The following is a 14,869-nucleotide window of genomic DNA, read 5'->3' as shown; positions in this document are numbered from 1 at the left end:
ATTTGCGTAAAAAAACATTAGTATGCATGTCAAAACAGCGGACAGTATGTCCTAATAGGCGTAATGAGATCAACATATTATACGTGCGACAGTCTAACCGCCCTCTCCCTTCAGACTCCCCACCCCTCTTAAATATTTTCGTTCCAAAGTTATATTAAATCCAGATTCAATACTTTTAACGCGTACTTAAATCATCTTAAGAATGATTAAATAAAAACAATTTTCAAAAAATTTATGATACAGTTAATACATCAAATAACTAGGAGTGATTCAAAATGAATCTTAATAAAATTATTTTATCTGCAGTTACAACAGGAGTTTTAGCCACTGGTATTTTTGCGGCAGTGCCACATCAGCAAGCGGAGGCATCTGTATTTTCTAAAGGCGGTATTGTATTACATGACGATTCACGCATTTTAGAACATGAAGTTGATTATGTTGGTGTCCTTTTAGACAAAAAAACTGACAAAAAAACAAAAGCTAGCATCAGAGCTTACTTCAAATTATTAGGATACAAATCTGCTAAAGATTTTCTCAAAGCTGCAAAAGCACAAGGATTAGATACATCTAAATACGATTATTTATTAAAAAAATAATCTAACCATATCAATATATGTCTAACTTCAAATCTGCGTCATGACCCTGTCATGGCGCTCTGTTTTGTTTATAATTATCTTTTTTTAAACCGATTACACCCAAACGCATCGGCCATTAGTCTGATTTATTACGAATTCGAAATTTATCATTGATATATTTTGTATACTTGGTACAATATGGGCTGTAGATAAAAACTCAAATGATAAAACAGAAAAGGAAGCGAACGAACAATGGCAAAATTATTATTTATTACAGCTCACCCTTTAGACGAGTTGGTCTCTAATTCTATGGCAGCAGGTCAAGCCTTTATTAAATCGTATGAAGCGCATCATCCAGATGATGAAATTGTGCATGTAGACCTATTCAAAGAGTATGTACCCTATATTGATGGTGATGTCTTCTCTGCATGGGGTAAGCTACAAAATGGCGACGTTTTAACTGCAGAAGAAGAAACAAAAGTGACACGTTTAAATGAGATATTAGAACAGTTTGTAAATGCTGATAAATACGTCTTTGTTACACCAATGTGGAACTTATCATTTCCACCAGTCGTAAAAGCATATATTGATGCTGTGGCTGTTGCTGGCCAAACATTTAAATACACATCTAATGGCCCTGTTGGACTATTAACAAATAAAAAAGCATTACACATTCAATCACGTGGTGGTTATTATACAGAAGCACCAGCGAATGCATTGGAACATGGCGACAGCTACATTAAAGCGATGATGGGATTCTTTGGCGTACCATCATATGATACGGTTATTATTGAAGGTCACAATAAAGATCCTGAACGTAGCGAAGAAATTAAAGCAGCTGCCATTTTAAAAGCACAATCATTGGGAGAAACATTCTAAAAACGCCTCTAAATTTAAGGCCAGCGATTGGTCAAAAAAGCCTTCAAAACTCAGTCTGTCATGAGTTCTGAAGGCTATAGTTATATTAGCTGTATACAACGTGACCTATTCAATACTTTTACATATTAGCATACGATCATTCATAGTTTAACTTGGTTAAATTAAAAGTGCTTCATCAAGTCGTCACATTAATATTGCAGTTGCGAAGTGACGATTTACGAAAAAAATAATAATCTTTATTTCAATTGAACAATTTTGTAATATATTGTGGAAGTAATCCAATACATAAATCCGTAAACAAGCACCACAATGAATGTGACACCGACATAACTACTTAAGAAGAGTGATAAGTCTTTAATACCTAAAATACCTAATAACTTATAAATAATTTTACCTGCAAAAAGTGTATGAATCAACGCGACTAGAATAGGTAATACAAAAACCCACATAATTTGTTGATGAATGGTTTGTTTGATTAAGCGATAATCTAAACCAACTTTTTGCATAATATCAAAATTCCGTTTATCCTCATAACCCTCAGATATTTGCTTGTTATATAACATTAAAAACGTCTCCACGAGTAGCACAATTGAAACGACAATCCCCATAAAGATGAGGCCACCATTTAATTCATAAAGAGATTTTCTAATGTCGTCTTTACTCATAATAGACACATCATGTTCCTTTTGTAAATGAGCCATGGCTTTAGCAAAACTCTTTTTATTGCCTTGGATATTAAAATCGATGTTTGTACCTCCAGTACTGTCTTGATGCGTAAATGGTTTTGTAATTGTCTTGAAGGTTTGATCATCTTTCACAATAATATACGCAGAATCTGCGGCGATTTGATTGCCTATTTCTTTATTATCAGTACGAATCACATTGTACGTTTTGCCGCTAATCTTAACATGTTTCATGCCATTAAACATAGCGGAATCGGAATCAATGATGATTTCATTGTCTTTTAAATGGACATGCGCATGACGCGCTTGATTGTAATCTTTTTGAGTGACAACCACCCCATATACTAGATCACTCATATATAAATTAAATCCTTCTTTTGGCACCTTAAAGGTATGATCTTTCAGTTGGAATGATATAAATTCATTCCCGAATATACGATATTGATCGACTGTCGCAAGGTGATCAATGTCTTTTTTAAGGGCTTCGACACGATTTGATGCTTTTTTTGAATAATTATAATTACCATCTAATGTAATTTGATAATCTTCTTTTAATGATTGTTCCACTTGGTCTTCTAAACCACGATAGGTGGTGACGGTCATGCCCATCGTCACAATTAAAAACGTACATAACATTGTGATACTTGCTAAACCAACAACATTTACCTTCATTCGTGATAGTAAACCTGCGATTGAAAAGAAATTTTTAGGTTTATAATAAATTTTAGGTATGCGTTGGAGCCATTGTAGTAAGAGTAAACTTAATGACATAAATAATGCATAGGTTCCAATCATCACAAAGAAAATCGCTGTAAAGATTGTTTGAAATGAGCTCACAATCGTTTTTGCTGACAGCGCCAAATAGTATCCATATCCTAAACATAACGCCCCAACGAAACATAAAGGAATGAGTATCCATTTTCGTGTTTTTTTCTCTCCTGCACGACTCTCATTCATTAACTTAATAGGGCTTTTCGTACTTGTATGAATGATATTGATCATTAATAAAACACTAAATAAAACTGCACTGATTGCTAACGTGATAAGCATCGCTTTAATACTAAATGGGTAATGCATTATGGATATCGACGTTTTACTAATCAATTTGTTTAATAATAAAAAGAGTAAATTTCCAAATAAATATCCGCCAACGATACTCAAAATATTCACGACGATAAACTGTACACTTAATTCTAAAAATGACACAATGTGTAAATGTTTTTTCTCCAAACCTAACACAATTTGTAGCGCGTACTCTTTTCGACGGCGTTTCATTATAAAGCTATTGGCATAGATAATGAAAATGACTGATAAAATCATAATAATCACATTGATATACATTAACAATTCTGGTAAATATTCATGACGGTGTGCAATGTAGTCATTATTTATGATTGATAATAAAATATATTCTAATCCTAACATCATGCTTGCTGTCAAAATAAACGGGATAAATAACGTTTTTAACGCAACAAAGTTTCGTTTAACAAGTTTGATTAAAAGCTTGAGGGTCATGTTAGACACCTCTTCCATTTAATAATGCTAAACTATCTGATATACGTTTTTGAAATGCTTGTTGTGTCTCATCTCCACGGTACAGTTCATGATATAACCCACCATCTTTGATAAATAAAATGCGATTTGCAAAAGAGGCATCCTGTATAGAGTGTGTCACCATTAAAATAGTTTGTTTGCGGTCGTTAATGTCTTTAAACATGGTCATAATTTCTTGAGATGTTTTAGAATCAAGTGCACCCGTCGGTTCGTCAGCGAGCAATAGTTGTGGCTTATTAATTAAAGCACGTGCAATCGCCACGCGTTGACGCTGTCCTCCTGACACTTGGTAAGGATATTTATCCAGTAGCGTTTGGATGCCAAGTTGTTCTGTTACTTGAATCAGTCTCTTTTGCATCGTATTCACGTTAATATTTGATAACACTAAAGGCATCAAAATATTATCTTTATTACTCATTGTGTCCAAAACATTAAAATCTTGAAATACAAATCCTAATTCATCTCGACGAAAACGTGAGATGGATTTATTTCGCAATTGCGCTACATCTTCTTGATTAATCGAAATCGACCCTTCAGTAGGACGATCAAATGTTGCAATAAGGTTGAGTAATGTTGATTTCCCCGAACCCGACTCTCCCATAACGGCTACAAATTCACCCTCTTGAATGTCAAAGCTCATCTCATTTAATGCTGTAACTTTATTAAGTCCTTTACCATATACTTTTTTAAGATGTCTTACTTTTAGTAACATCGTGGTTGCCTCCTTATTTCTTTGACTTCAGTGTAAAGGATAAAGAAAACAGCAACATTTATAATTCCTTACAAAAGTTGCTGCGAATCTTACATATTTGTAAGATGAGATGGTTTCGGAAACTGAATCGTAAATTCTGTATATATGCCAGGTTCTGATTGAACAGCTATAGGATGATGCAGTTTCTCTGAAATTTCTTTCACAATAAACAATCCTATTCCACTAGATTTGTCATTCAAACGACCATTCGTCCCGGAATACCCTTTTTCAAATATCTTTGGCAAATCGACCTTATTGATACCGATACCGTTATCTTTAATTGTGAGTGTGTGTTGTTGCGCATCGAATACAATCCAAATATCGCCACCTTTAGCGTATTTGAGTGCATTATTTAAAATTTGTTCAATCATAATCTTGATCCATTGGGCGTCTGTCGTCACCTCACAATTAAGGTGCTCTGTATGAATGCGTGTACGATGTTCAATAAAATGTAATGCATATCGTTGGATTAATGGTTTGACGATATCTTCAAGCGCCACTTTTTGGACCACCATGTCGGTTTCATGGCTTAACAATTTTAAGTAATTCAGTGCCAAATTAGTATAATTTTCAATTTCTGTGATTTCTTGACGTACGCGGTTCACCATCCCCGCTTCATTACGTTCTAATAAAAGTTTAGAGGCAGTAATTGGCGTTTTAATTTGATGCACCCACGTTAAAAAATAATGCTCTAAATCTCGTTGATAGTGACGATGTTTTGTTTTAACGTCTTGCAATTCATCTTCAAGGCGCGTATTGATTTGTTTTAATGTTTCTTGCTTTTTAAAATAAACCCATTTCACAGCGATATACAAGCTGAAAACAAATAGCGACACGCTTAAAATCAATATATATGCTTCTACTTCAAGACCATAGATGAATGATATAAATAAAAATAACATTAACATGAGCACGTATATGCATATATCACTAAAAATATGAGTATAAAAACGCAAGTGCCTCACCCTCTTTACACTTTGTATCCAACATTCTTTTTCGTTTGTATGAAATCCACTAACCCAATTTGTTTTAATTTTTTCCGTAAACGTGACATATTCACTGCTAACGTATTGTCATCGATGAAATTTTCAGATTGCCAACATTGTTCGATTAATGTATTACGACTGACATAATGGTCTTCATTTATAAATAATTGTTGTAAAATTTGGGGCTCTGTAAGTGTTAAAGACAGCGTTTGATCCTGATAAGTGAGCATCGCCTTGTCCACGATCAAATCGCATCCTTTTACATGCAACTGAGATTGTTCCACTTTAAAATCATAAGACCGTCTTAACAACGCTTGGATTTTCATAATGGTTAACTTTAAATTAAACGGTTTTTCTATAAAATCATCCGCTCCCATTTGCATCGCCATCATTTGATTCATATTATCAGATGCAGAACTAATAAACATAATCGGCACTTGAGAAGTTTGACGGATTTCCTGACACCAATGAAAACCATTAAGATGTGGTAGATTGATATCTAAAAGAACAAGGTGTGGCTGAAGCGAGTGGAATTTTTCAGTAATCGCATAATAGTCTTGAACATTGACCGCTTCATGATTCCATTTTTGAAGTTCTTTTACTAAGCTTTCAGCAATAGTAAAATCATCTTCCACAATCATAATTTTCATACAACCACTCTCCTTTTTTATCATAGTACCATAAGTTAACAAATGGATAAGATAACTTTATCAAAAAGATACAAATTTATACCACAATCTGAAATTTCACCAAATGTTCATGTCAAATATAAAAAAGCGCGCCCATCACAACATAGACGTCATGGCGCACTTATTTTTATCATGATGTACAATGTTTCACGTGACACATGAAGTATCCCGTTGCAATGTTAAGCGTATTTCAAACATCGGTGCATTAAATTGTAGCAAGGCATCCCCACTCTGACGTTGCATGAGTGTTTTCACAATGTATAAACCTACACCCGTTTGTTGGTGGGTCCGACTTTCATCAAGCGTATAAGACCGTTCAAACAACTGATGCAACTGCTCTGGCGAAGGTTCGTGGTCCGTATCATTTTGAAAGTTCACAGTGACATGCTCACTCTCATCTAGAATACTTATTTTGACACTACTTTTCGCATACCGCAGTGCATTTTGAATCACATTGTCTAAAACTCGTATCATCGATTCTTCATGTAAATAAGCGTAATGTGCTGTTGTTATTTCAAATGTCAGGTCGATATTTTTGAGCGTAAACTGATAATAATATGAAATCAATTGATCTTGAATAAACTCACTGATGTTCACGGAATGTAAATCAAGTTCATAATCGAGCGCATTGATATACGTGAGCTCATGGAAAAGATTCACACTATGAATTAAGTGTGTCGTCTTTTTATCAATAATCTGTGCATAGGATTGCATCTCATTTACGTTTTGTGTTTCTTGCATTAATTCTGTATATCCTTTGATTGCTGTTAATGGCGTGCGTAGGTCATGAGACACATTGTTAATTTCTTTATTAAGCATTAATTCCTTTTTTCTAAAAAATTGACGCTGCTCTTTTAAATGATGGATATACCGATTCAATTCACGTATGACGGGTTGACTTTGTTTCATATGCGACGCCGAACGAATGACTTGATTGGTATCAGTATCTTCATTTAAAATTTTCAACTGTCTTTCAATATTATTGACCTCATTAAGCAATCGCACGTATTGACTTCCTAGCACTACACTTATGACGACCAACACTACAACACAAATAAAGATCATTACGCTTCATCCTTCATTTAATACTCTAATTTTTTAAATTTAACATACCCTAAGATGAGACCTAAAATGCCAATACACAAACCAACAACCCAATATTGAATGCCTAAACTCACTTTTCCAGTCATATAAAGCTCTAATATATGATCAAATAAATATTGTGGTGTGAGTTTAAACAGGGGCTTGAAACCATCATTTAACAACGTTAAACCATACAAAATGCGATGCACACCGATTTGTAAACATAAAAGCACTGCAATAATAACACCTATCGCATTCATTCGCATACTAAATAATGCATGCGCAACAGCAAGTATCCCTACCACAAGTGGACACATATTAGTGATACTCAATGTAAAATCACTGATATACGTTTGTCCATCTTTAAATAGAAGCATTCCAAATACAATCATGATGATATAAGAGACTAAACATATAAATAAGAAATATCCAAAAATCATCATCAATTTTCCAAAATAAATGACTTTCAAAGGCACGTCATATGCGATACTCACTTTGTCATTGTATTGTCGTTCTTTAGAGTGGAAAAATTGCGTAATAATGATTCCTATAAAGATAATTAATCCACTAAATCCAACCACATTGACATAATAAAAACGCGCGTTGTCATAAGGGAAATACGAACCTTGTTTGCCCATTATATAAAGCGTTAGCGCGAAGAATATGATGAGGGTAAAACATACCAATGGCAATATATAAAACGCCTTACTTCTAAGCATGAGGTAGCGTTGACTTTTAAGATAATTAATCATACTTGCTGCCCCCTTCCCCTTGTAAGAAGTAGTTTTCTAAATTAAACACTTCTTCTTGAATCTGAGCGACACGGATACCGTTATCCCACATTAGAGCATTGAGTTGCGTGGTATCCATATGTGCGGTATGGATAACAATGGTGTTATCTTCAAGCACTTTATATTGTATAGCATTGTCCAATTCCTCTATGATTTGAACCGCTTTCGAAGGAAGGTCCACTTTTAACGAGATTGCTTTTTGTACTTTATTTAATAATGTATCCTTACTAATAGACTCAATAATGTGACCATTCTCAATAAAGACAAATTGAGTCGCAATTTGTTGTAATTCACTTAAAATGTGACTAGAAATTAAAATGGTCATTCCCAATTCTTTATTGAGTTGTGTAATGAATTGACGAAAATCTCTAATGCCTTCTACGTCTAAACCGTTAATAGGTTCATCTAAAATTAAAACATCCGGATGATTAAGCAATGCTAACGCAATACCTAGTCGTTGTTTCATTCCTAAAGAGAACGCTTTTACTTTCCTTGTTTCATTCTCTAAGCCGACTTGCTTTAAAATAGATTGAATATGTTGAATATCGACCTTTCCAGTTTGCATCGCAATATATTCCAAATTTTGGCGTGCTGTAAGGTGACGCATGAATACTGTTGTATCAATGAAAAAGCCGATGCGTTTACGCATTTCTTGACTCGAATCATCTAACGTTCCAAACAATTCTAATGTGCCCCCTGATGGTTGAATATGATTCGCCATCAATTTTATGAGCGTCGATTTACCTGCACCATTTTTCCCAATTAACGCGCAAATGTCTCCCTTTTTTAAAGAAAAATCAGTAGGATGTAGCGCATACTGTGTTCCATATTGTTTAAATAATTGATTGGTTTTGATTACATATGACACAAAAAAAACTCCTTCTATGATTTTACTATAGAATCAGAGGTCTCAAATTACTTTAAATAAAATATAAAGAAAGTATAAAGATTTAAACAAGCATAAATCCAATGCCCCACACCGTTTTAATATAAGGATCGTCAGAATAAAGGCTTAATTTTTTTCTTAAGTTCGAGATATGTACGTTAATTGTATTATCATCGCCGATATATAGCCCCTGTAATGTTTCATATAATTGACGCTTTGTAAATGGAGTTTCAGGCTGTGTTAACAATAATGCCAAAATATCGAATTCCGTATTTGTTAGTTCCAAATAATGTTCATTTATATAAACTGTACGTTTAGTAGGATTCAACTCAAGTGCTTTCCATTTTAAAACAGTAGGCATGGTGCTAGCCTGAATATTGCGCAATTGTACTTGAACACGTGCCATAAATTCAGCTTTCGAAAACGGTTTGGTGATATAGTCATCCGCACCAGATAATAATAATTCAACTTTTTCATTTACTTCGGATTTTGCCGAAACGACGATAATTTTAGCTGTGATGTTTTTTTTTAATTCTTTCATTAGCTCATTGCCAGTCTTTCCAGGAAGCATAAGGTCTAAAATGATTAAATCATAGGTGGACGATAACACTTTGGAAAGTCCATCATCACCTGTATAAGCGATGGTTGCATGTGTATCTAGACGAGCAAGATTCAAAGAAATAATATGCGCAATTTCAACATCATCTTCTATTATTAATGCTTTATATTTCATAGTCACACCTCTATGATGTTTCGTTTAAACTATATTATATCAAAACTTGATTTCCATGTTTGGCTCATTTCTTTAAATCATCCATCACGAGCACTCTTAGTCCTTTAATATTTTGTCCTTGACGTCAAAGGCATCCACCATGACTCCTTTCGTTTCAAACGGGTTAAAATGACATGGCACAATCATTTGAATCCACATTATAAAGACAAAATAAAAAAGGAACCTCAATGAGGCTCCTATTGTTATTAATATTTATATGGATTTTTTTGAATATCTTTAGAACGTTGTTCCTCTGCTTCAGAGCGGAAATGTTCATCGTCATGTTGTTGCGTATGATGAGATGTGTGCGCTTGTTCAGAGTGACTGTTTGCTGAACGTTGTTCACTGTGTCTTACAGGGTTATGGTTTTCAACATGTTGTGGCTCACTATGATTCACTGGTTGGTTATTGTTTTGCATTGATTGTGATGCATGTGGTTGCGCATGCGTTGGTGCTGGTTTTCTAACAAGCAACATAATACCTGCGACTAACCATAAAATTCCTGAGAGTGAAAAGAAAAAGCTGAGCACACCTGCAATAATAAGTAAAATTCCTGCAAGTTTCGTCTTTTTATTAATGAATACACCACCGACAATCGCAAGAATTAATGCAAGAATGCCGAATATTACAGCAAAATTGATAAAAAAGTTATATATCATAACTACAAATTGCGCTTCATCTACTGTATATGTACCGTCTTCAAGTAATGCTGTTTCAAATTCATTACTGTTTAAGCCAATCACTAATGCCAAAAATCCACAAAATAAAATAGCGATAGTTTGTATTCCAACACCTATCCATGTTAAAACTTTTTCAGCTGTTCGTTTGATCATAATTGTTATCTCCTTATTGTTTTCTATAATGTTAAATGAAATTAATACCTAGTTCAATACAAATATTAAAAAATTATCTCAAAAATATTTATTATGTTATATATCTTCATCTATGTCCAACGGTTTTGTAGATTGTTGTGCTGCAAACACTAAAATGATGGCTACTAATGAAAATAAAGCACCAATGTTCATTACAAAACTTTGAACAATGAATGTGGTGATGGTAATCATCTTCCAATTTTTACTACCTATTTTTTGATATAACATTATAAAACCGAGGACTATCGCAGAAATATATATAAATAAGGTTATTGGAGAGAACATATAAGTAATGATTTGTGGTGTATCTACGATAAAAAACCATCTTGCCCAAAATGATGGCAGTAATAAACTGTCAAAACTTGATAAATGCGCACTAATAATGGGTTGTTGTATTAAAATCATATATGGCGCGAACATACGTAAAATAGGTGAAACAGCAACTAAGATAACACTCATGATTAACAATCGCTTAACCCATTGCTTTACGTCCAATTGATGATGATACTTAGCGGCAATGACACACCATAAAATGCCTCCTAAAGGGTTCGTTATAAAACTTAAAAACCCTAAACCGCCCACAAATAGCGCATTCACTGTACCTGTTTTCAAGTACTTAAAAAAGACAAAACACCCTAAAATAAAAATAAGACAATTTAATATAAGACCTACGCTATAAAGGGACATGGAAGCATATACGTTCATTACACGTTCCCAAATATTCCATTTACTAATTTCGTCATAATAGAACATATTATAATCAAGATTGTTTAAATTAAAAAAATTAAAAAGGGCTATAGACAATTGTAAGATGAGCGCAAGACCCATCAGTAATTTTGTTAAATCTTTCTTTTTCAATATCAACACGCCTCTGTATCTATTAGTATTTTTAATTTTGTGAAATCTAATTAAACTACTTTTCCCTCCCTGTATTTTAAATGAGGGAAACTTTTTCATACTGCATATATCAATATCCAAGCTATAGACCTATAAGCTAAGATGCTCAATATACGATAAACTTTCAAAATCAATATAACCTAAATGGTGTTATAACGATAACACGATGATGTTGGATGCATTCATGTGTTTTACAGTTGCGATCATGTAAATGAATGCACGTACCGAATAATAAACCGTAACGATACTTACATAAAATAAAACAAATGTATGATTAATTGTACACCAAATTATCAACAACTACGTAATACAATGATACGTGCATCACTCAACATCTCGTTAACGCTATCAATAAACTTCGAATTGCTTTATTCGAGCCGTTTATTGTAACGCTAAGAAAAGTGTCACCATGACGTCACATAAAAAGCCATACAACATCATAGTGACACTATTTACACAAAAGACTTGTGATACTTTTATGCGTGTTTCATCGAACTGATGCTTTTACATCTGTGTCCCCTTAGTTATTTTAATATATTTTTAACTTTTAATTTTGACAAATATCCGACAAATTCATCTTTTTTACTCCGGATTTGAGATTTTTTCATATGCATTTGTTAATTCTTTCGTTTCTTGATTACGTCTCTCTATCACTAGTGATGTAAATAAAATGGCAGCGATATTAAATAATGCAGCTGAGTAGGACAATGTCATCGTTGCAACACATAAAAACTTAAGACTATCATGACATTTTTGAGTGTTTTGATGTACCATACCCGTACAGATAAAGGCATAAATCGCACCGATAAATGACATTAAAAGTACCAATAATATTAAAAACACGATAGATGCTCCCCCTGCTGAGTTCGCACTTGAAAATATCATAAATAGACTCGGCTCAAGTGCCCCTCCTTGTAAAGCATCATGTATACCTAAAATAAATACGATAGGTAATCCCAAGAACAGCCAAGCCAACAATATGATTCCAATGAAAATCGTACTTGTAACCGTTAAGGCGTTTAATACTTTTGTAGAAATAAGACGTGCACCTACGTAAATCCAACAAAATCCTGCTATAGGACTGTAATAAAGCACCAATACACCTAAAATCAAATATACAATACCTACAAATGGCTTAGAGAGACCGAATTTGAAATAAATAATCCCCAAAGCCACCATACAGATGTAAAGCGTCAATATGATATATATCGATATATGGGGATCACAAAGCGCGTAGCCAAACAGCGTTAGGGGACCTATATCTGAATGTTTCGATATTGAAGGTAAAGTTGCAGCGATATATGTATACAACAATATACAAATGACATTGACTATACTGCCGAACAGCAATAATTTTCGCAATTTGCGTTCATCTGACACCATAAACATTGCCCCCTTAATAGTTCATTAATATAAGAATAACATTTTCCGTTATCGATACAACATAATTTTTTAATTTAATATAAAATATTTTGAGTTGAACGAATCAATAACAAATCTTCCAGACCGATATCCATTGTTGAAAATTGTATTATTTTTTATCTAAAAAACTTTTATAAAAAAGCAAAATACAGCATACATTTTAGTTGAAATGCACTTTCTATTTATTTTCTTGCAATAATAAACGCGGCAGCCAATAAGCATTCCCCCTATTATTTGTAAGCGTTTACAACTACGTGGTGTCAATTGTACATTCAGTAATTCTTATATAAACTAAAATCGCGCATAATTTAACATATTATATTTATATATTGTCTCACGTGATTTTAACATTACATCTAAAAACATTTTTTCGAATTGTTGTTATTTTCAGATAATGGGTATAAAATACTCACATACATCAAAGTGTCGAATCAAAAGACATGAATTTTTCTTGTAAAAACAATGGGGAACAATCGCACACAAAGGGAGAATACTTCACTTCAAAGTGATGGGAGAGAACATTATGACAAATGAATTAAAAAGAGAATTGAGCAATCGTCATATTCAATTAATCGCAATCGGTGGCGCTATAGGAACCGGGTTGTTTTTTGGATCTGGTAATACCATTTCCAAGGCTGGTCCTTCCATTCTATTTACGTATATGATTGTAGGATTTTTTCTATTTATGTTTATGCGTGCGATGGGAGAGATTTTACTCGCAAAATCAAAATTCAAATCATTCCCAGAAATCGCGCATGAATATTTAGGACCATTCGCAGGATTTATTGTCGGTTGGTCTTATTGGATGTCTTGGGTGATCACAGTAATGGCAGACGTCACAGCCATCTCGCAATACATTAAATATTTTAACCCTAATATACCCACATGGTTAACTTGTTTTGCGATCATACTTTTATTACTTACACTCAATTTAACAAGTACAAAGTTATTTGGTGAACTAGAGTTTTGGTTTGCGATTATTAAAGTGGTGACGATTATCGCATTAATCGTTGTCGGTGCCGTAATGGTATTCTTAGCATTTAAGTCACCTTCAGGTAATACGGCAAGTGTAACAAACTTATGGAATCATGAGGGGATGTTTCCATTCGGTTTAGCCGGCTTTTTAACATCATTCCAAATGGCCGTATTTGCGTTTACAGGCATCGAATTTATAGGTATTACTGCTGGTGAAACGAAAAATCCTGAAAAAACATTACCACGCGCTATTAATAGCGTACCGTTACGTATTATTATTTTCTATGTTGGTGCACTAGCGGTCATTATGATGATCGTGCCTTGGAATCAAATTAATCCTGAAAACAGTCCATTTGTTGGTTTATTCGCATTAGCTGGTATTCCTTTTGCGGCAGGATTAATCAACTTCGTCGTTTTAACTGCGGCAGCATCATCAGCGAACAGTGGTATTTTCGCGAATAGTCGTGTGCTCTTTTCACTTGGGGATAAAAAACAAGCACCCGAAGCGATGCACCGTCTTTCAAGTCGTGGCGTCCCACGCAATGCATTGCTTGTTACATGTGGATTAATTTCAATTACAGTTATTCTTAACTTAATTATCCCTAATGCGGAGACGGTATTTGTGTATATTACTTCCGTAGCAACTTCAATTACTGTTGTCGTTTGGGCACTCATTGTTGTTGCGTATATTAGTTATCACCGTAAAGACCATGCGCTGCATAAAGCAAGTACCTTCAAATTACCAGGAGGCGTGTTCACTGCGTATGCGGTCCTCGCATTTTTCGCCTTTATATTAGTACTTTTATTAATAGAACCTGATACACGCATCGGATTTATTTTATCTCCAATTTGGTACGGTGCCCTCACATTTATTTATTGGCGTCACCGCGCAACTATTAAAAAACATGCAGATATCGCTAAACACGCTTAGACGTACAATACAACATTTCATACATCAAAAGCCTTCAAAAGTGGTTAAACACTTTCGAAGGCTTTTGATGTTTATCACATTTCCCCTTTTTATCCATCCTTTATATTCCCATGGATTAACTCA

At 34.1% G+C, this 14,869-nt stretch carries 14 protein-coding genes; 3 read left to right on the top strand and 11 right to left on the bottom strand.

The window, feature by feature from the left end; genetic code table 11:
- Nucleotides 1-275: 275 nt before the first annotated feature.
- Together spn and G8Y85_RS11250 are read left to right on the top strand one after the other, a co-directional pair.
- The gene (gene spn / locus G8Y85_RS11255) at nucleotides 276-596 is read left to right on the top strand and encodes an SPIN family peroxidase inhibitor (RefSeq protein ID WP_060552037.1); all 321 of its coding nucleotides are present in this window, start codon (nucleotides 276-278) and stop codon (nucleotides 594-596) included.
- A gap of 231 nt (nucleotides 597-827) precedes the next feature.
- Entirely contained in the window at nucleotides 828-1,454 is a 627-nt protein-coding gene (locus G8Y85_RS11250) for an FMN-dependent NADH-azoreductase (protein WP_107368540.1), read from the top strand.
- 236 nt (nucleotides 1,455-1,690) lie between these two features.
- On the opposite strand, the gene G8Y85_RS11245 is transcribed toward G8Y85_RS11250, so the two are convergent.
- The 11 genes from G8Y85_RS11245 to G8Y85_RS11195 form a co-directional block, all read right to left on the bottom strand.
- On the bottom strand, nucleotides 1,691-3,652 hold the full coding sequence (locus G8Y85_RS11245; RefSeq protein ID WP_165805846.1) for an ABC transporter permease: 1,962 nt from the start codon (nucleotides 3,650-3,652) through the stop codon (nucleotides 1,691-1,693).
- Nucleotide 3,653: 1 nt separating this feature from the next.
- Nucleotides 3,654-4,403 (bottom strand): ABC transporter ATP-binding protein, encoded by a 750-nt coding sequence (locus G8Y85_RS11240; protein ID WP_165805845.1) that lies wholly within the window; start codon nucleotides 4,401-4,403, stop codon nucleotides 3,654-3,656.
- Nucleotides 4,404-4,492: 89 nt separating this feature from the next.
- Nucleotides 4,493-5,407, bottom strand: coding sequence for a sensor histidine kinase (locus G8Y85_RS11235; protein ID WP_171509147.1), 915 nt, complete (start codon nucleotides 5,405-5,407; stop codon nucleotides 4,493-4,495).
- A gap of 5 nt (nucleotides 5,408-5,412) precedes the next feature.
- Nucleotides 5,413-6,078: a response regulator transcription factor gene (locus tag G8Y85_RS11230; protein ID WP_165805844.1), complete on the bottom strand. Its 666-nt coding sequence runs from the start codon at nucleotides 6,076-6,078 to the stop codon at nucleotides 5,413-5,415.
- Nucleotides 6,079-6,264: 186 nt separating this feature from the next.
- On the bottom strand, nucleotides 6,265-7,182 hold the full coding sequence (locus tag G8Y85_RS11225) for a sensor histidine kinase (RefSeq protein WP_165805843.1): 918 nt from the start codon (nucleotides 7,180-7,182) through the stop codon (nucleotides 6,265-6,267).
- A gap of 17 nt (nucleotides 7,183-7,199) precedes the next feature.
- The gene (locus G8Y85_RS11220; RefSeq protein WP_165805842.1) at nucleotides 7,200-7,838 is read right to left on the bottom strand and encodes an ABC-2 family transporter permease; all 639 of its coding nucleotides are present in this window, start codon (nucleotides 7,836-7,838) and stop codon (nucleotides 7,200-7,202) included.
- 106 nt (nucleotides 7,839-7,944) lie between these two features.
- Nucleotides 7,945-8,859, bottom strand: a complete 915-nt coding sequence (locus tag G8Y85_RS11215) for an ABC transporter ATP-binding protein (protein WP_107370709.1) — start codon at nucleotides 8,857-8,859, stop codon at nucleotides 7,945-7,947.
- Between the two features lie 82 nt (nucleotides 8,860-8,941).
- Nucleotides 8,942-9,610, bottom strand: coding sequence for a response regulator transcription factor (locus G8Y85_RS11210; RefSeq protein WP_165805841.1), 669 nt, complete (start codon nucleotides 9,608-9,610; stop codon nucleotides 8,942-8,944).
- A 245-nt stretch (nucleotides 9,611-9,855) separates the two neighbouring features.
- Entirely contained in the window at nucleotides 9,856-10,482 is a 627-nt protein-coding gene (locus tag G8Y85_RS11205) for a DUF4064 domain-containing protein (RefSeq protein WP_165805840.1), read from the bottom strand.
- Between the two features lie 96 nt (nucleotides 10,483-10,578).
- Nucleotides 10,579-11,379 (bottom strand): hypothetical protein, encoded by an 801-nt coding sequence (locus G8Y85_RS11200; RefSeq protein ID WP_165805839.1) that lies wholly within the window; start codon nucleotides 11,377-11,379, stop codon nucleotides 10,579-10,581.
- Between the two features lie 621 nt (nucleotides 11,380-12,000).
- Nucleotides 12,001-12,801 carry a hypothetical protein gene (locus G8Y85_RS11195; protein WP_085622614.1) on the bottom strand — a complete coding sequence of 267 codons (801 nt, stop codon included), beginning with the start codon at nucleotides 12,799-12,801 and terminating at the stop codon, nucleotides 12,001-12,003.
- A gap of 562 nt (nucleotides 12,802-13,363) precedes the next feature.
- Here G8Y85_RS11195 and G8Y85_RS11190 point away from each other — a divergent pair.
- On the top strand, nucleotides 13,364-14,746 hold the full coding sequence (locus G8Y85_RS11190) for an amino acid permease (protein ID WP_060552049.1): 1,383 nt from the start codon (nucleotides 13,364-13,366) through the stop codon (nucleotides 14,744-14,746).
- Nucleotides 14,747-14,869 lie beyond the last annotated feature (123 nt).

This window comes from Staphylococcus sp. 11007852 (assembly GCF_011394325.1).
GTDB lineage: Bacteria > Bacillota > Bacilli > Staphylococcales > Staphylococcaceae > Staphylococcus > Staphylococcus agnetis.
Note: the sequence above shows the minus strand (reverse complement) of the source record. Positions and strands in the feature narration are given on the sequence as shown.

Excerpts from the sequence above, each read along its gene's own strand:
- spn (WP_060552037.1), top strand. The coding sequence starts at position 276 with ATGAATCTTAATAAAATTATTTTATCTGCAGTTACAACAGGAGTTTTA.
- G8Y85_RS11250 (WP_107368540.1), top strand. The coding sequence starts at position 828 with ATGGCAAAATTATTATTTATTACAGCTCACCCTTTAGACGAGTTGGTC.
- G8Y85_RS11245 (WP_165805846.1), bottom strand. The coding sequence starts at position 3,652 with ATGACCCTCAAGCTTTTAATCAAACTTGTTAAACGAAACTTTGTTGCG.
- G8Y85_RS11240 (WP_165805845.1), bottom strand. The coding sequence starts at position 4,403 with ATGTTACTAAAAGTAAGACATCTTAAAAAAGTATATGGTAAAGGACTT.
- G8Y85_RS11230 (WP_165805844.1), bottom strand. The coding sequence starts at position 6,078 with ATGAAAATTATGATTGTGGAAGATGATTTTACTATTGCTGAAAGCTTA.
- G8Y85_RS11225 (WP_165805843.1), bottom strand. The coding sequence starts at position 7,182 with ATGATCTTTATTTGTGTTGTAGTGTTGGTCGTCATAAGTGTAGTGCTA.
- G8Y85_RS11220 (WP_165805842.1), bottom strand. The coding sequence starts at position 7,838 with ATGGGCAAACAAGGTTCGTATTTCCCTTATGACAACGCGCGTTTTTAT.
- G8Y85_RS11210 (WP_165805841.1), bottom strand. The coding sequence starts at position 9,610 with ATGAAATATAAAGCATTAATAATAGAAGATGATGTTGAAATTGCGCAT.
- G8Y85_RS11205 (WP_165805840.1), bottom strand. The coding sequence starts at position 10,482 with ATGATCAAACGAACAGCTGAAAAAGTTTTAACATGGATAGGTGTTGGA.
- G8Y85_RS11195 (WP_085622614.1), bottom strand. The coding sequence starts at position 12,801 with ATGGTGTCAGATGAACGCAAATTGCGAAAATTATTGCTGTTCGGCAGT.
- G8Y85_RS11190 (WP_060552049.1), top strand. The coding sequence starts at position 13,364 with ATGACAAATGAATTAAAAAGAGAATTGAGCAATCGTCATATTCAATTA.